The following is a 15884-nucleotide window of genomic DNA, read 5'->3' as shown; positions in this document are numbered from 1 at the left end:
GTCTGTCCCCAGATCAACACCTGTCCCCAGGTCAACACCGGGGTCTGTCCCCGTGGGGATCTGGGGGGTTAAGTTGGGGTTGGGGCTGCGGTTCATTTGTCACTCTCGATCGCAAACTTTTTTCGGACAACCCGAATGCGGATTCCAACCCTACGTGGGCTCATTGACCGGCGGGTGCTCGTTAATTTTCGTGTGGATCCCGAGGTGCTCTCGCGCGTTTGCCCTTCACCGTTTCGCCCGCAAATTGTCAATGGATACGGCGTCGCTGGCATCTGTCTGATTCGCCTGAAGCAGATTCGTCCGAAACGTTTGCCTTCGTTTATCGGCGTCGCCTCGGAAAATGCCGCTCACCGCATTGCCGTCCAATGGGACGTCAATGGCGTCGCTCAGACGGGAGTCTATATCCCACGACGCGATACCTCGTCGCTCATGACAGCATTGGCCGGTGGTCGGTTCTTTCCTGGCGTTCACCATCGCGCCCGATTCGACGTCCGGGAAACGGAGCACGATTGTCGTATCGCCATGGCGAGCGTTGACGGGATGGTTCACGCTGCTGTCGATGGACGGACGACAGAGGCATTGCCAGACGCGTCCGTTTTCGCAACGGTTGCCGAGTGCTCGCAGTTCTTTGAAGCCGGTTCCCTGGGATACTCGCCGTCGAACTCAGCGTCAGCGGCAGAATTCGATGGGTTGGAGCTGCGGACGATCAACTGGCACGTGCAGCCGCTGTCGGTTCGTAAGGTGCAATCTTCATTCTTCGATGATCGCGACGCTTTTCCAGCCGGCTCGGTCACGTTTGACAACGCGCTTTTGATGCGGAGCATCGAGCACGAATGGCATAGCCGAAAATCACTCTGCGGCAACTGCGTTTGACAGGAATTTGGCGGTTCAGCCGGCCAACGCGTCGATTTCGGTCACGAGCGTGTTTAATTGGGATCGGACCGAGGCGTGAACCGACGTCACCGATGCTTCGTCGCCGGCGCGTGCCGCGTCGATCAGCGGTTGTAGCTCGCTGACCGGTTCGCCGGTTTCAAAGGTGCTCAGGAGCCCCTTGAGCGCGTGACCGACACTCGCCGCCTCGGCGAGTTCGCCTTGCTGGATGTGATCGTGCAACAGGGACATCAACCGGGGTGCATCCTCGGCAGCAATCTTCGCCAACATCTCCAGTACTTCCTCGTCACCCGCGACTCGACCGAGGGCTGCGGAGAAACGTCGTCGTTGTGATTCGGTCATCGTCTTGGGTTGCCGGTGTGGGTTTGCGAGGGCATTGGACCAGTCTTCTCTACTCCTCGACTGACACGTCGCTCTTGAGGACGATGTTGTACGAGTTGATTCGGTCTCGCAACTTGCCTCGCGTGATGCCCAGCATCTCCGCCGCTTGGCTCTGGTTTCCGTCTGTCGTTTGCAACACTTTCAGGATGACAAAACGTTCCATGTACTCCATCGCTTCCGCGTAGATATTGGTCGAACGTTCATCTAGCAAACGCTGCACCAATTGTGGCAATTGGGTTCCTTCGGTGCGTTCTTCTCGTGGGGCGACATCCTGGGTCGGAGTTTTCTTGACCCGAGCAACGGTGCCGGTGATTGCGCCGGGGAGGATGTCGGGGGTAATGACCGGCATGACGGTGTCGAGCACGCAGCGGCGGATCACCGCGCGCAATTGTCGGACGTTGCCAGGCCAGTCGTACGCGGTCAGCAATTCGACCGCTTCGGGGGACAGCCCTTCCAGGTCGGGTTTGTTGAATTCTTTTTTGGCCTGGGCGAGAAAGAAGCGAATCAAGGACGGTACGTCACTGAGTCGGTCGCGCAACGGGGGCAGTTCGATAGTCACCCCGTTGAGCCGGTACAGCAAGTCTTCGCGATATTCCCCGTCTTGGACCATCTGTTCCAGCGGTCGGTTGGTCGCGGCGATGATGCGAACATCGGTGGTCAGCTCTTTGTTGCCCCCGACACGTTCAAAGCGTTGTTCTTGCAGCACGCGCAACACTTTCGCCTGGACGGTCGGCGCCATGTCGCCGATTTCATCAAGGAACAACGTCCCGCCGTTGCATTGTTCGAACTTCCCGATCCGGCGACTTTCCGCCCCCGTGAACGCGCCTTTTTCGTGACCGAACAATTCGCTTTCGAGCAAATTGTCTGGCAAGGCCGCACAGTTGACGGCCAGAAATGTTTCCTCGCTGCGGTGGCTGTATTGGAACAATGCCCGGGCGACCAATTCTTTCCCGGTGCCGCTTTCACCACGAACCAAAATCGGCACATCTTGCTTGGCGACCTTTCCGATTGCTTTAAAAACGTCCAGCATGGCCGGTGACCGACCGATAAACAGCTCGGCAGCTTGGTCGCCCCCTTCGTCATCGGCGGAGATGGCGACGGGCACGCTGCTGATCTGCCGCTGCTCGATCGCTTTTTCGACCAGATCCCGCAGCGGTTCGACGTGCAGGGGTTTGGCGATGTAATCAAACGCCCCCAACTGCATCGCTTCAATTGCGGTGTTGCTGGCCGCCTCGACGGTCATGAAGATCACCGGGATTCGGCGATCGTATTCGCGGATTTCGCAATAAACGGCCAGTCCGTTTTGATCGGGCAACTGAATATCCAGCAAGACCGCGTCGTAGGACCCGCGCCGCAGTTCGTCCAGACCCTCGCCGGCGCTGGCACACGTGGTGATATCCGCGATCGGGGAAAGCGTTTTTTCCGCCAGAGCCAAAATTGCACGGTCATCATCAATGACTAAGAGACTAGGCATCGCTTTGGACCACTTGGATCGGAGGATGGGCTGGGGTTCGGAAAGAGTGGTGCCTGTTGCCATGGAAGATCACCTGGACTGAAAAAATATCATCGCTGTAGCGGTTTGTCGATCGGATTGGTCGCTGACCGAGCAAAAGGCGGGCCAAACGATGCCGACCGACCGCAGCATCGCGGTGGCCTGCAATCCGTCGAGGTTGGGCATTTGCATGTCCATCACGATCACGTCGAACGGTTCGCCCAAATCCCGTGCCTGGACCGCCGCCTCGTAACCCTGCCGGCCATCTTCGGCCGTCGCCACCGTCGAAGGCAGACGCAAGAGACGCGGCATGTGTTGCACCAGGATGATCACCGTCCCCCAAGACACCGCCGCCGTGATGAACTTCATCAGCCCCAAAACGCGATAGATCGGATGCCAGAAAATGATCGCTTCGATCAGATGCACCAAACCGCAGGCCGAATCGCCCATGCCTCACTTTCCCAGAAAATACCGGGCGATGAAGAAGGCAAACCCAAACTCACTCCACCTCGGAATCACGCCCTCCTATCAGCCTCACACGCGTAAGTTTGAATGCGACGATTGCCAGATCGTCGATGAGATGCATCACAGGATCACCACGCTGGTCGGTTCGACAGAGCGACGATTGCCATTGCGGGTTGCCAGTGGAGAAATCGGTTCGGCGTCGCTGCACCCGCAACTGACCGACGTGGGGTTCACGGGGCTGGAATCACGGTTTCGACGTGTCGCGGGTCGGCTTGCTGGGCTCGCATCAGTCGCTCTTCGGCTTCTGCTTGATCACCCTCAGCGCTTTCGAGTTGGTCGTGTTTGTGATGCATCGTCGGTTCAAGCTGCAGGTCGATTAGAATCGGAAAGTGATCCGAACCGACATGGGGCAGACGCCGCAAGTCGCGAAACGCAAAGTGCGTGGAGTGAAACACGTGGTCGAGCGGGAACCGCATCCACATCCGATCGGCGTGAAACGAGTTGAAGAAACCACGTCCGCGGCGTGGGTCCAGCATTCGACTGAGACGCAGAAACAATCGAGTCGATTGTGACCATGCGACGTCGTTCAAATCACCACCGATGATGATCGGGCGATCGTCTTCAGCGAGCTCCTTGCCCCACAAAACCAACTCGGCGTCGCGAGCGGTCGCATCGTTGTCACGAATCGGCTCCGGCGGCCGCGGATGAACACCCACAACCCGAACCTGATCACCGCTGGGCAATTCGACAATCGTGTCGATGGATGGCACATCATCCTGCACTCGAAAGCGAATGTCACTTTCGAGGATCGGAAGTCGTGACACCAACGCCATCCCGTACCAATTGCTTTGAGGGTAAACGATCTGGTTGGGATAGTCCGATTTCAGGTCGGCGATCGCCTCGGCCCATCGCTGATCGACTTCGGCGACGATGATGACGTCTGCATCCTGAGCGAGAACGACCTCACGCCAACGAGCAAATTGGCTGTTTTCTTCCTCCACGTTGCTGACCAAGACCCGAAGCCGACGTGCATCGTGCCCCGAGTCGCTGGGCTGTTCCGGTCGCCAAGCCTTGGTCTGCGCCGACGCCAGGGGCGTGTAAGGGACAATGCGGAACAAATGCCAAGCGGTTAATGCCAGAGTCAGGGTCGTGATGACCGCTATCCTGAACGTCGACGATTGTCCGGCGATCGCATTGGCCGTGATCATCGCCGCAGCCGCCAGCCACGTGATCACCAGAATTTGCACCCGCGGAAAATCCCAGCCGCGAATGAACCAGTGTGGATGCGAGCTGAGCGGCAACAACGATCCGGCCACCAAGATGCCGAAAAGCAAATAGATCACGCAGTTGAAGAATGATAACATCGGGATCCTCGTGGTGGCCTCCGGCTTGCCGCGGAAATGGCAGTTTCCAATCATCGATGGCCGGTGGATCGTTCGCAGTTCTGGTTCCAGATTCCGCTCATGATCCAATCAGCCGCACTGGTGATCACTGGTGCGACATCATCCTATACGCTACCCGCGGGCCGAGGTTGGGGCGGTCCACCCTCTTGTCGACAGTCCCCAAACGCTGGTGGCCGAAACGTCCATCTCACCGGTCTTGTCGACCGGGCCTGACGTATCGTGTGGCGATGGATCACCCCTACAACACGACGATCAACGCGTGAATGATTCCGATGATCCAGAATCCGACCAGGGTCAACACGATGTTCAAGATGAACTGCGTCCCGACCCCGCGGTCCATGAACACCGCCAATGGCGGCAACAGAATGGCAAGGATCACTTTCAGCAGGGTGTTCTGGCTTTTGACGGTGGTTGACATTACAGGTTCCGATTTTTGAGGTGTGCTGGGAAGCGTGAGTGAAAACAATGAGTTTTGCTTGGCGGCGGGAATGCCTGCGGTGGCTCATCAACCCTTGCTGCAAGAATCGGATTGAGCCCGCCCGCCAACAGGCCGCCATTTATTCGTCAGCCGGCAAGTCGACATCCACGTCAGGAACGGTGATCTTTTTCTTTTCCATGTCGACGTCCACGTCGGGGACGGTGATCTCCTTTTCTTCCGTCGAAACATCCACATCGGGACCGTCAACGTCGTAAGCGGGTAGTTTTCCCGGATCGCCTGACACATCCACGTCTAGATCCGGGAGCCGACCCTCTTCCGTTTTTTCGACATCGCAACCTACAGTGGAAAACGTCAACGCGAGAGTGAGCGAGGCGTAAAGAAAGTTCTTATTCATTTTGATTCCATGGTCATTCCCAGGCTTGGCGGCACGTCGCCTGGGGAGGTGTGAGAGGTTCGTTCGCCGCTGCATCTCGGTAAACGCAAAGGGTGTGCCGGAGTCGACCAAGCGAAAGAAAGACCCGATTTTGGTTCCATCGAACGAACATTTGACGGCGGATCCACCGCGCTGGTTGAAACAAGATCAGGCGTAAACGTTGCTTTCGGCGTGGTAGACGTTACGGTTTCAGTTTCCACCCGACCACGATGCCCAGACCGAACGCCCAGCAGGCGGCGACATCGGGGTGGTCCTTGGCATACTCCTTGGCCAGACTGATCAAGTCCTTAGCCGGTTCCTGGACAAAGTGCTGCGCCGCATCCTGCCCCATCTCCTTCGCACCATTCGCAATCCGCTGCGCCGTTTCGCGAGCGCGCCGGGTTGATTCACTGCTTTGGTGATCGGTGTTTTGGGCAGACGTATCGGAGGCTTTCGTTTCGGACATGTATTTACCTTCGTGAAAGGGGAGAGACGGTGTCGGTGGTGTAGTAACGCTCGCGACGACCGTCATTGGAAAACGATTCGCGGCGAATCTGGTTTCGTGGAGAGGAGTCAGGTGCCACAAGCGTTGCTTTGAGCCAACGCAGATTTTCATTGAACTCGGACTTTGATTCTTCCATTGCGGCGGCGGCGGATTTGGCGCCGCTCCTTGCGATCAGCAGTAGGACGCCGACGACGCCTAATGTTGCCGCACCCACAGCCGACAGCGCCGTTCCGGTCGACAGACGCGTCCGTTCTTCGAGGAGGAATCCGAGGCCGAAAAGAAAAACGGTGAATCCCGAGCCGACCAACAGTAGCGCGACCAGAGTGCAGGCAATTGCCCGGCCAAGACTTCGTTTGGCAGCTTGCGCATCGACTGAGAACAACTGCCATTGCAGTTCCCAGAGATCGATGAGGTCGCGAATCACTTTTTGGAAACTTGAATTTCTGTGCATGGTCGTTCACCGCCATTTCCGTTTGACGAGCCAACCGAGTGTCAGACCGACGGTGCTGGCGGCGGCCAGGGCCAGCATCGGGTGCTTGGCGATGGTCTGATGAACAAAGCTTGCGTCCGATCGCCCCGTCTCGCTGCGATGCGGTGGGCGATCCAGATCATCGACCCATTCATCTTCCAGGGGACGCGACGGGAGTGGGCTAGCAATCATGGTGTGTTAGGTCTGGTCAGAAGTTGGCTGATCTGGTTCGTGGCAATCGTGCTGAGTTGTTTTATGGCGACCGACGTGACGGCACTCAGGAGTCCGCCGACAAACCCACGCCTCGCAGGGGCCGGCTGAACACCGCATTCTTGCGTGGCGTTTCCATGAGCGTCCTGGCGAATGACGATCGGCTCCGGCACCGGTTTCGACTTGGAGGGGACGAGCAGGAAGCCGACCCCCGCGGCAACCGCCAACAGCGGCAGCGGGTGACGCGCCATGTGATACTTCCAGTCGGTCAATTCGCGGACTCGCATGCGGGCGTCATCGACATCGTAGGGCAACTCCGTACGAATCTCCGCCATCCGCTGCTTGATCGCACCGGCCTGTTTTTCCGTGGCAAGCGTGGTGGCCATGACTATTTTTTGTTCCCCATGAAGAACAACGCGCCGGCCGCGATCCCCAGGCCAAAGGCGATCGCCAGCGACTCGGCGGGGCGACTGCGAACCGTCGCGGCGACCTTGGTGGTGTATTCGCCCGATTGGGACGCCAACCGGCGGTAATTCTCGCGGGCGTAGGCGGCCGCATCGGTGGCCGCAGCCTGTGCCGCCTCGGCGTACTGATGAACGCTTTCGGCAGCGCGATCGCCAAAGCTTCCGTCGAGCACGTTGTTGAGGAAGGATTCGACTTCACGACGCGTCGCCCCCGTCTTCTGCTGGACAACACCGACCAACTGATCGGCTGAACCTTCGGCCCGCTGCAAGTCGTCTTCGGTGAGTTGGCCCCAATGTTCTTTTAAGCGTCCCTTGACTTCGTTCCACTGACCCTTGAGCTCTTGTCGATTGACCATTTAACTTTCCTCCATTGATGAATCTCGCTGTAATCCCGTCATCGGGTTGTTCCAAGTCAACGACGCATATCGCGGACCAATCGACTTTCAGCGGCAAAATATCCGCTTCGGGGCCCTGATCGGGCCACACCTTGGGGCGGTGGGAACCAAGCTGGATGGAAATCGTCCAGGCGTGCAGCCGAGCTTTGTCGCGTCCGCCGCCGATCACGCATTGGAACGCCGTTTGCGTCCCCGACGCGGCGTGGTCACGAAAACGAACCCTCACCCGAACAACTTCATCATGGCATTCGTGCGACTTGCGATCCTCCTATCGGTGCTCCTTTCGGTCGCGACAGGTTCGCTCGCCCCGGCGAATGCCCAAGAGGCTGAAACGCCGAAGCAGTCCAGCGACGCCAACGGCCCGGCCGAAACCATTGCGGTGAAGGGCGTCGCCGATGACGCATCGATCCGCCAGCGGTTATCCACGATCTATGACGCTGCGGCGAAGGCTGGTTGGTTGACCGAGATCGATGTGGTCTTGAACAGCGGTATCGTAACCTTGAAGGGGAGCGCGGACTCCGAGGAGCACCGTCAATGGGCGGAGAATGTTGCCCGCAAGACGGAAGACGTTGTGGCCGTCATCAATGAGTTGGTTGTCGACCAGCAGCTGGATTTGGAATCGACGCGCGACGTCGTGACAAGATCGCTCAATACCTTGTGGACGGATTTCTTGGTTCGGTCGCCGTTGTTGCTGGCCGCAGCGGTGATCGTTGTGCTGACCGGCTTGCTTGTCAGACTGATTGGCTGGACCGTGCATCGGTTACTGGATCAGCGTGGCATTCGGGCCAGCTTGAAGGACTTGGTCTATCAGTTCACCAACATCATCATTTGGATCATCGGCCTTTTGGTCGCCACCGTGGTCGCCTTTCCAGGCATGACGCCCTCCAAAGCATTGACGGTACTCGGGCTTGGATCGGTTGCGATCGGGTTTGCGTTCAAAGACATCTTTGAGAACTTCTTTGCCGGCATCTTGATCTTATGGCGCTACCCGTTTGATCGCGGAGACTTCATCACGTGCGGCGACCTGACCGGCAAGGTCAAGCAGATCACGATCCGAAACACGATGATTCAGAGACTCGATGGTGAATTGGCAGTCGTCCCCAACGCGACGCTGTTCAAGAACAACGTCGATGTCTTGACCAGTCAACCGCAACGCCGCGTCCGGATCATCTGTGGTGTGGCGTATGATGAAAACGTCGAACAGGCGCGTGACGTCATTAAACAGGCCCTGCTGTCCTGCGATTCGGTGTTGGGCAAACGGACCGTGGAAGTGTTCGCCCAGGAATTCGCCAGTTCCAGTATCAACTTCGAAGTTGCGTGGTGGACGAGATCCAAACCGGTCGACATCCGGCGGAGTCGCGACGAAGTGGTCGAGGCGATCAAACGCGAACTTGACAGCGCCGGCATCGAAATCCCGTTCCCCTATCGCACGTTGACGTTCAAGAATCCCGCGGTCGCCGAGGCGGTCGCCAACGCAACGGCCCAGTGACCCATGCCAGATCGTGGTCACCGATTCGGGATCATTCAACTCCATCGATCGGGGGGCAGGCGGCGGGATGCGTCGGACCGATCGAGCCGCCTTGCGATGCGATTGAACCCGGTGTTCAGCCGGATCGGGGCATGCAGCGCTGTCGCGTGCCGTTTTTCGGCACATCGTTTGCTGCCCCTCTTTCCAAGCTCATTTCAAGAATGCAGCGCCGAATCGAGACAAGGACTGTCATCGATCTTGGTTCTCTCGTTGATTGCACTCGAGGGGCGACATGAACTGGCAATGCTTCATCGCGGCCCGAACCAAGCGCGTGACGATTCGGCATGACTGTCCAAACACCGTATTCCAGGAATGCCGGATGATTCAAGCGATTTCTCTTCATGGACCGGTTCGTTCGTTGACGTCGCTGGGAGTGCGGACCGCGTTGATCGTCGATGACGTGGAGGCAATGCGAGCGATCGTCGATCGCACCGTTCAGCAACTGAATGTCACGACCCTTGAAGCTGGAAATGGTCGAGACGCTTTTGATCTGCTGCAGCAACATCCGATCGATGTGGTGATTACAGATATCGAGATGCCGGTGTGGAGCGGTTTTGATCTGTTGGAGGCGATCCGCAAATCACATGATTCAGGTTTACAGGAGTTGCCCGTCGTCGTGATCAGCAGCTTGCCCGATCGCGCGATCTTGGCCCGAACCACGCAATACGCCGACACCTATTTCTTGCCCAAGCCGGTTTCGATTCCGCAATTGCGAGTCACGTTGAAGATGATCGCGACCCGTACTTGGTTGCGCAACCATCCGGTTGCCAACCATCGCCAGTGACGTGCCGAACGCGACAAGGGGCTGTTGATTCGATCCACAAACCGTCGACCGCGTTCGCGATTCCTGTTTCGACTGGTCGTTGAAAAGCCAAGCTGGTTGGTCGTGCACCAGACTTTGCCCTCGACTCGGTTCAGGGCTATTAATCGATCGCTCGGTATACCGTTTGCCTCCACGTGGCGTTGATCCCCGCTAACCGGCTGATCAGGACCATTGTTCCGGGGCCTTTTGCGTCGACCACCGATCAACTCACATGCTGACCACGCTGCTTGCCGATCGTGTTCATTACGCCAAGCTCTCTGTGCTGCTGTGGAAGCATGGGCGTCATGACCTCGCCGAACAACTCGGCACGGCGTATCCCGCTTCCGGTGTCACAGATGGTCTGCAGCGAAGTGCTGGTGATGGAGTATCTGTCTGGACCGGCGATCTGATATCGCACGATGGCGGCAAGATCGGTCTGCTCAGATGAACGAATTCACGCGTTTTGCTGGCCGAGAATCAACTGCGCGTCGATGTCGATGCGATCGACGAAGCGGCCCTCTCGCGGTTGGGCGTCTCGTCCTGATCTTGTGAACCGACGGGGGATTGGCACGGCCGTTGCAACCCTTTCTCCTGCCGCGTGGTGATTCGTCACGCGGATTCGAAACGCGTCGAAGAGAACGTCATGAGTCTTGAAACGAAAACAAAGCTGAGCGACATCACGATCGCCAAGTTGCAGAAGCTGATTCAAGCCAATCTCGATTCGTACGCAGGCTTTCACGAGGCCGCTGACAAGCTCAACCATGCAGAGCTTTCGGCGTTCTTCCGCAACATCGGCAACGAGCGAGCCGCGATGGCGAGCGAATTGCAACAGTACGTCGAGTTCAGTGGCGAAAAGACCCAGGACGACGGAAGCGTTGCCGCCAAGATTCATCGCCTCTGGATGGACATCCGAGCCAAACTGAATGGTGGCGATCCCCAAGTGATTTTGAATGAAGCCGAACGCGGCGAAGATCACATCAAGGAAGCCTACGAAGGTGTTTTGAAAGAAACTGGCGGCGGCGCGATGAACGATGTCTTGACGGCGCAGTACGCCAAAATCAAAGCCGGGCACGACAAGATTCGCGATCTCCGCGACACCTGCAGAACAAATTGAACGCCTGTTGCACCGGCAGGCGATCTGGGTGGGGCGAGCGCATGACTGTGCCCCACGTTTCAAGTTTTCTTTTTCTCTCATTCACAAACGTGCAATCTTATGGACATTCCTCAAGTGACACCCCAATGCGACATCAAGACCGGCGGCATGGGGCAGGTCTATCTCGCATCCGGAAAACACGTCGCCCTACGCCGGTGGAGCGAGAACCCCGGTGGTTTTAGCGAGGTCCGGAGTCGGAATTATGAAATCGTCGGTTACCTGGTCGAGGGTATGCTCGAAATCGATCTTGATGGCGAGATGGCGAAATTGGGATCGGGTGACTCGTGGCTGGTGCCCGAAGGCGCCCCTCACCGCTACCGAGTGATCGACCCGGTGGTCGCCATCGAAGCGACTTCCCCGCCAGCGCGTTTCAACGACCGCGACCAACCGACCTAGCCGACCGCCGCGGACCAATGCTTCGACGGGCGTTTCACCGCGACCGTTTCCCTTCGGTTGTCTCTGATCTGGAACGCGACGTTTCACACGTCGTGATTGACAGACAGCCGACGAAACCTTAGAAAGATGCGTTGCAGATGCATCTTTTGAGCGGTTCGACGCTGCGCGTTTGATAAAATGCATGACTTCGCGGTGTTGCGGACGGAAACAAGTGCTCCGTCAACTTTCGGATTGAGGGTGCCGCAGAATAAGGGGTCATCGCGGAAAAGAGGTCAGGTAGCATGAAACGAAACATTGTCTTGATCTCGATACTGCTTGGTTCGTTGAGTGTGTCAGTGTGGCTCGGGGTGCCGAAGCAGCTGGCCGCTGACGATTCGAATCCAACGTCATCCGCGAAGTCCTTCCCGGCGCCGACAACGATGCTTGAAGCTCGTGCCCGGGCCGAGTTGTTGCATGAAGTGATTCGGGGAACGCTGCAAGTCGTCCATCGCGATTTCTTTGACGAGGACGACGCGCACGCGATCCCTTCGGCTTCACTCGAAGATGTCTTTCATGCGATGTCAGAAAGTTATGACGTCGAATTGAAGTGGTTGATCGTCGAAACCGACGTCGTCAATGTCGATCACCAGCCCGAAGACGAGTTTGAAAAGGACGCGGTCAAGGCGCTCAAGTCGGGCAAGCCGATGCATGAAGCCGTGCAAGCGGAACGTTATCGATTTGCCGGCCCGATTCGATTGGCCTCGCAATGTTTGAAGTGTCACGTCAAGAATCGAAAGAGCACCGAAGATCGAACAGCGGGCCTGTTGATTTCGATGCCGATGGTTCAGCGGAGCTTTTGAAGCAACGCTTCGATCGCCTGGGTTTCGGTCAACTCGTGTTGTTCCATTCGCTCGACAAAATCCTGGACTTGTTTCATCGCGGCTTGCCATGAAGGAAACGGCGGATCCGTCTCGCTGAGGCGATCCACCAAATCGTCCAAATGGGCGCCCAGCAAGTGGTGATCGTGAAGCGACTGTGAACGCAAGTGGTCGAAGTCCGCTGAGGGTTCCGCCAGCGATTCCGCCAGGCAGGTGATCATTTCGTCTTCCTGCTGGAAATGCTTTTGCAACCGCTCACGCAACGGGAGCAGCCGGTTGGCGGTCTCTCCGAAATGGGGGATGCCGAGTTGTTCAACTTGTTTCATCCAGTCTCGGATCTCGCGGAGCGATTCGTGCATTTGGCGGTCTTCGCTCAGCCAATTGTCAAAGATCTTCGACAATGGTTCACTGATATTCAAGCTCATTCTGCTCCTCACGAATCGAAATCGTCGCGTGTTGCGTGGAGTTCGGTTGTCACGATGCGTGTGGTGCTGTGTCACATTGCATCACAGCACTTTAGCGGGCAACACTCGTGCCAAATCGAATCGATGGAAGTGACCCGAATCAAACCGCCCCGTCGCGACCTCCTGGTGTGGTTCCGAATCAGCGTGAAACACATGCGGATTTGGCAGATCGAGTGCTGCTGCATCAGCGGTGCTCCGAGGTGCACCGTGCGCGCTCGTTCAGCATTTGCGGTTCCTTCCACCCGAGTTCGATCATGAGAGTCTATGGGACAATCTTAGCCATACTACTGATGTCAATTTCGCCGCCGCAACTCACCGCTAACGACCAGCAGATCACCCAAAAACCTGAAAAAGTTGTCGTGCATCTGTCGCATTTCACGGACGATCTTCATCGCTGTTTTATGGCGTTCAAAATGGCCAATCTGATGCAACAGCACGGCGCCGAGGTGACCGTGTTCCCTGATCTGGAAGGCGTACGACTGGCCGAACGTCGGCAACTGCTCGACATGACATGGGGGCCGGAGTCACCACCACTGGCGAAGCATTATGAAGAATTCACCGAAGCGGGCTGCAAAGTGATTCTCTGACCGCACTGTGCCAAATCAGCACGCATCGGCAGCGGGGCGTTGAAGCGGAATGCCGAGATTGCAACGATGCCGTCACTAGGAAAGTTACTCGTCGAGGCCGACAAAATCATGGATTACTAAGCAGCGGCGCGGTTTATCCGGTGAATCCGAAATACAAGGAGATCAACGGATCACCGTGTTTCCGGTCGGTCAAGGACATTCCCGAGACCGTTGACTTGGCAGTCGTTTGTACCGCGGCTCGGGTGGTGCCTGAGATCGTTCGTCAATGTGTCGAAGCGGGGATTCTCGGTCTGGTGATTCTGTCGGCGGGATTCCGCGAAGCTTCGGCGGCAGGTGAAACGCTTCGTGACCGCTCGGAAAACGCTGGGATAGGCGAGAAACAGATTCATTCCTGCCGATCGTTCAGTAACGCTTCCAGATGAATCCCGACGCAATCGGTCAGGACATCTGGGTTGTATCCGCCCTCCAAAACGCTGACCAATTTTCCCTCGGTATGTTCTTCCGCGACGTTCAGCAAGCAACGTGTCAGAACACCAAAGTCATCGCTCTCCAGTGCCAATGAACCGATGGGGTCATCCTTGTGAGCGTCGAAGCCGGCGCTGACGAGAACGAGTTGAGGTCGGATCTTCGCGGCAAATCGTTTGACTTCACGTTCAAACAGTCGCAGTTGCTCTTCACGTGGCGTACCGAACTTGATCGGCAGATTGAGCGTGGTGCCGGTGCCGGCGCCGGCACCGATTTCGTCAGCCGCACCCGTTCCCGGATAGAAGGGCGACCGGTGCATCGACAGAAAGCCGACGTCGGCCGCTTCCCAAAACATCGCTTGCGTTCCGTTGCCGTGGTGCACATCAAAGTCGACGATCAGCACCCGTTCGACGCCCAACTCTTCGGTCGCGACGCGGGCACCGACGGCGATGTTGTTGAATAGGCAAAATCCCATCGCGTGGTCCGGCATCGCGTGGTGTCCCGGCGGACGAACTAGGCAGAATGCGGTCTTGTCTTCGCCGCCGACCACGCGTGCGACAGCATCACAAACCGCCCCGGCGGCCATCCGCGCGACGTCGTACGACCGCACGCTGACGACGGTGTCCGGTTCGATGTAGCCGCCACCGCTGGCGGCAAAATGATGGATCAGGTCGACGTAGTCGGACGTGTGCACGTAACGCAACCGCTCCAACGAGGCGGGCTCCCAAGCGGGCCGCCGACAACAGCTGTCCAGTGCCACAAAGTTCAAATGCCGAACCACCGGAAGAATCCGGTCACCATTTTCGGGATGATCTCCCGTGACGTGCTCTTGAAACACCGGATCGTAGTAAAGCAGTGTCATCGGGTTTCAGCCACGCGTGTGTTTTCCAGTCATGAAACGTACCCACTCGCCTGTCTCGGTCTGCAACTCGCTGGTCATCAGCCAATGGTCGCAGTCGGTGATTTCGATCGTGTCGCGATAGTTGCAGGTCCCACTGCCGTCAAAGCTTGGACCGAGCGTCTCGAGCACCAGTCGCTTTCCACTCGCGTCCCGTACGCCCTGGTACAGCCAGAGGTTGGCCATCATCGAACCGACAAACGTGCCGACGTATTGGTTTTTCGCTGGATCAAAGCCGACCGTCATGATTGACGACCAAGGCCCGCTTTCGGGAGCTTCACCGCTGCTCTCGCTGATCAGCCACAACCCGCCGAGGGAGCGGCACGTCATCTTGCCAGACGCGGCTGAAGTGTTTCCATCAGGCATTTGACAGTCATGGTCGAAGTTCCAGTCGCCGAGCAACTGATCCAGCCAGGTGTGCTCGGCTTGGGGTTTGGCGAACATGCTTGATTCCTACCGATTCGATGGAGTGGCTGTTGAACGGACGCGTCCGGCGAGAGGCAAGGGCAGTCACTGATTGTTTCCAGATTCTCGATTCATCGTGGTCGAATTCGACGTGGATTCACCGAATTTTTGTAAATTCACACCGCATCGCCCGATGACCACTCGTCCCGACCATCCAGGGACAGACCCCGGCCCATCGACTCCGAACCATCCAGGGACAGACCCCGAGATTCACGTTCGACGGTTATTCGACGGTTATTTGTGAGCGATCAAATCGACGCAACCGTTCCGACCACTCGGGGTCGGACCACTCGACCACTCGGGGTCTGTCCCTGGTAGCACGGGGTAGCAATTTATTCGGTGGACCACTCGGGGTCTGTCCCTGGAAGCACGGGGTAGCAATTTATTCGGTGGTGACTTTTGTTCAGTTGCCCTCGTCTTTGCGTCTTCAAGACTCCCTCGGACGACGTGACGGAGTTGGCTTGCGGCATTGAATCAGTCGAGGGGGCATGAGAGATCACGACGACACCGCGGTTTGCCGGCCGGTGACAGCAGCCCGCCAAGTTCGACACCCGGCTTCAGCCGTCGGGTGAGTCACCACGTTTTCATTGCTCCCCGCGGTCGCAGTTTACGTTTCCCAAGCGACGCTCAGCGGCGTGGTTTCGATTCCTTTGACGAAATCGTGGGAGGCGGGCTTGCTAAGCCGCTTGCCCGAATAGGTCGCGGGTTTGCTTGGGCACGTAGAAACGACGCCCTGTCTGCTT

At 57.5% G+C, this 15884-nt stretch carries 23 protein-coding genes; 9 read left to right on the top strand and 14 right to left on the bottom strand.

Features of this window, described 5'->3' with window-relative positions:
• The first annotated feature begins 135 nt into the window (after positions 1 to 135).
• Positions 136 to 873 (top strand): DUF2071 domain-containing protein, encoded by a 738-nt coding sequence (locus NZK35_RS02330; RefSeq protein WP_259630990.1) that lies wholly within the window; start codon positions 136 to 138, stop codon positions 871 to 873.
• Between the two features lie 15 nt (positions 874 to 888).
• Here NZK35_RS02330 and NZK35_RS02325 read toward each other — a convergent pair whose 3' ends face one another.
• The 11 genes from NZK35_RS02325 to NZK35_RS02275 form a co-directional block, all read right to left on the bottom strand.
• Entirely contained in the window at positions 889 to 1233 is a 345-nt protein-coding gene (locus NZK35_RS02325) for a hypothetical protein (protein ID WP_259630989.1), read from the bottom strand.
• 49 nt (positions 1234 to 1282) lie between these two features.
• Complete coding sequence (locus NZK35_RS02320) at positions 1283 to 2746, bottom strand: sigma-54-dependent transcriptional regulator (RefSeq protein WP_259630988.1); 1464 nt, start codon at positions 2744 to 2746, stop codon at positions 1283 to 1285.
• A gap of 69 nt (positions 2747 to 2815) precedes the next feature.
• Positions 2816 to 3214, bottom strand: a complete 399-nt coding sequence (locus tag NZK35_RS02315; protein WP_259630987.1) for a response regulator — start codon at positions 3212 to 3214, stop codon at positions 2816 to 2818.
• Between the two features lie 245 nt (positions 3215 to 3459).
• On the bottom strand, positions 3460 to 4593 hold the full coding sequence (locus NZK35_RS02310; RefSeq protein ID WP_259630986.1) for an endonuclease/exonuclease/phosphatase family protein: 1134 nt from the start codon (positions 4591 to 4593) through the stop codon (positions 3460 to 3462).
• Positions 4594 to 4870: 277 nt separating this feature from the next.
• Positions 4871 to 5050, bottom strand: a complete 180-nt coding sequence (locus tag NZK35_RS02305) for a YqaE/Pmp3 family membrane protein (RefSeq protein ID WP_095741812.1) — start codon at positions 5048 to 5050, stop codon at positions 4871 to 4873.
• 139 nt (positions 5051 to 5189) lie between these two features.
• The gene (locus tag NZK35_RS02300; protein ID WP_259630985.1) at positions 5190 to 5465 is read right to left on the bottom strand and encodes a hypothetical protein; all 276 of its coding nucleotides are present in this window, start codon (positions 5463 to 5465) and stop codon (positions 5190 to 5192) included.
• Positions 5466 to 5685: 220 nt separating this feature from the next.
• A complete protein-coding gene (locus NZK35_RS02295; protein WP_259630984.1) occupies positions 5686 to 5949 on the bottom strand; it encodes a hypothetical protein in 264 nt (87 codons plus the stop codon).
• Between the two features lie 4 nt (positions 5950 to 5953).
• Positions 5954 to 6439 (bottom strand): phage holin family protein, encoded by a 486-nt coding sequence (locus NZK35_RS02290; RefSeq protein WP_259630983.1) that lies wholly within the window; start codon positions 6437 to 6439, stop codon positions 5954 to 5956.
• A gap of 6 nt (positions 6440 to 6445) precedes the next feature.
• Complete coding sequence (locus NZK35_RS02285) at positions 6446 to 6649, bottom strand: hypothetical protein (protein WP_259630982.1); 204 nt, start codon at positions 6647 to 6649, stop codon at positions 6446 to 6448.
• Positions 6646 to 7053: a hypothetical protein gene (locus NZK35_RS02280; RefSeq protein ID WP_259630981.1), complete on the bottom strand. Its 408-nt coding sequence runs from the start codon at positions 7051 to 7053 to the stop codon at positions 6646 to 6648. Before NZK35_RS02280 ends, NZK35_RS02285 begins: the two co-directional genes overlap by 4 nt.
• A gap of 2 nt (positions 7054 to 7055) precedes the next feature.
• Positions 7056 to 7487, bottom strand: a complete 432-nt coding sequence (locus NZK35_RS02275) for a CsbD family protein (RefSeq protein WP_259630980.1) — start codon at positions 7485 to 7487, stop codon at positions 7056 to 7058.
• A 280-nt stretch (positions 7488 to 7767) separates the two neighbouring features.
• Here NZK35_RS02275 and NZK35_RS02270 point away from each other — a divergent pair, with 280 nt between their 5' ends.
• The 6 genes from NZK35_RS02270 (at position 7768) to NZK35_RS02245 (ending at position 12244) form a co-directional block, all read left to right on the top strand.
• The gene (locus NZK35_RS02270) at positions 7768 to 9015 is read left to right on the top strand and encodes a mechanosensitive ion channel domain-containing protein (protein WP_259630979.1); all 1248 of its coding nucleotides are present in this window, start codon (positions 7768 to 7770) and stop codon (positions 9013 to 9015) included.
• 358 nt (positions 9016 to 9373) lie between these two features.
• Entirely contained in the window at positions 9374 to 9838 is a 465-nt protein-coding gene (locus tag NZK35_RS02265) for a response regulator (RefSeq protein WP_259630978.1), read from the top strand.
• Between the two features lie 250 nt (positions 9839 to 10088).
• Positions 10089 to 10304 carry a hypothetical protein gene (locus NZK35_RS02260; protein ID WP_259630977.1) on the top strand — a complete coding sequence of 72 codons (216 nt, stop codon included), beginning with the start codon at positions 10089 to 10091 and terminating at the stop codon, positions 10302 to 10304.
• A gap of 195 nt (positions 10305 to 10499) precedes the next feature.
• Positions 10500 to 10970, top strand: a complete 471-nt coding sequence (locus NZK35_RS02255; protein WP_259630976.1) for a PA2169 family four-helix-bundle protein — start codon at positions 10500 to 10502, stop codon at positions 10968 to 10970.
• A 99-nt stretch (positions 10971 to 11069) separates the two neighbouring features.
• The gene (locus NZK35_RS02250) at positions 11070 to 11405 is read left to right on the top strand and encodes a cupin domain-containing protein (protein ID WP_259630975.1); all 336 of its coding nucleotides are present in this window, start codon (positions 11070 to 11072) and stop codon (positions 11403 to 11405) included.
• 281 nt (positions 11406 to 11686) lie between these two features.
• The gene (locus NZK35_RS02245) at positions 11687 to 12244 is read left to right on the top strand and encodes a DUF3365 domain-containing protein (protein WP_259630974.1); all 558 of its coding nucleotides are present in this window, start codon (positions 11687 to 11689) and stop codon (positions 12242 to 12244) included.
• On the opposite strand, the gene NZK35_RS02240 is transcribed toward NZK35_RS02245, so the two are convergent.
• A complete protein-coding gene (locus tag NZK35_RS02240; RefSeq protein WP_259630973.1) occupies positions 12229 to 12687 on the bottom strand; it encodes a hypothetical protein in 459 nt (152 codons plus the stop codon). The genes NZK35_RS02245 and NZK35_RS02240 overlap by 16 nt on opposite strands.
• A gap of 329 nt (positions 12688 to 13016) precedes the next feature.
• Here NZK35_RS02240 and NZK35_RS02235 point away from each other — a divergent pair, with 329 nt between their 5' ends.
• Entirely contained in the window at positions 13017 to 13313 is a 297-nt protein-coding gene (locus tag NZK35_RS02235) for a hypothetical protein (RefSeq protein ID WP_259630972.1), read from the top strand.
• Positions 13314 to 13453: 140 nt separating this feature from the next.
• A complete protein-coding gene (locus NZK35_RS34835; RefSeq protein ID WP_407699758.1) occupies positions 13454 to 13735 on the top strand; it encodes a CoA-binding protein in 282 nt (93 codons plus the stop codon).
• Here NZK35_RS34835 and NZK35_RS02230 read toward each other — a convergent pair.
• A complete protein-coding gene (locus NZK35_RS02230) occupies positions 13699 to 14640 on the bottom strand; it encodes a histone deacetylase family protein (RefSeq protein ID WP_259630971.1) in 942 nt (313 codons plus the stop codon). The two genes, NZK35_RS34835 and NZK35_RS02230, sit on opposite strands and share 37 nt — an antisense overlap.
• A gap of 6 nt (positions 14641 to 14646) precedes the next feature.
• The gene (locus tag NZK35_RS02225) at positions 14647 to 15120 is read right to left on the bottom strand and encodes a DUF1579 domain-containing protein (RefSeq protein WP_259630970.1); all 474 of its coding nucleotides are present in this window, start codon (positions 15118 to 15120) and stop codon (positions 14647 to 14649) included.
• Positions 15121 to 15884 lie beyond the last annotated feature (764 nt).

Source organism: Stieleria sedimenti (genome assembly GCF_025060895.1).
In the GTDB taxonomy this organism is placed as follows: domain Bacteria; phylum Planctomycetota; class Planctomycetia; order Pirellulales; family Pirellulaceae; genus Stieleria; species Stieleria sedimenti.
The sequence above is the reverse complement of the archived record's forward strand: the minus strand, read 5'-3'. Positions and strand labels throughout refer to the sequence as shown.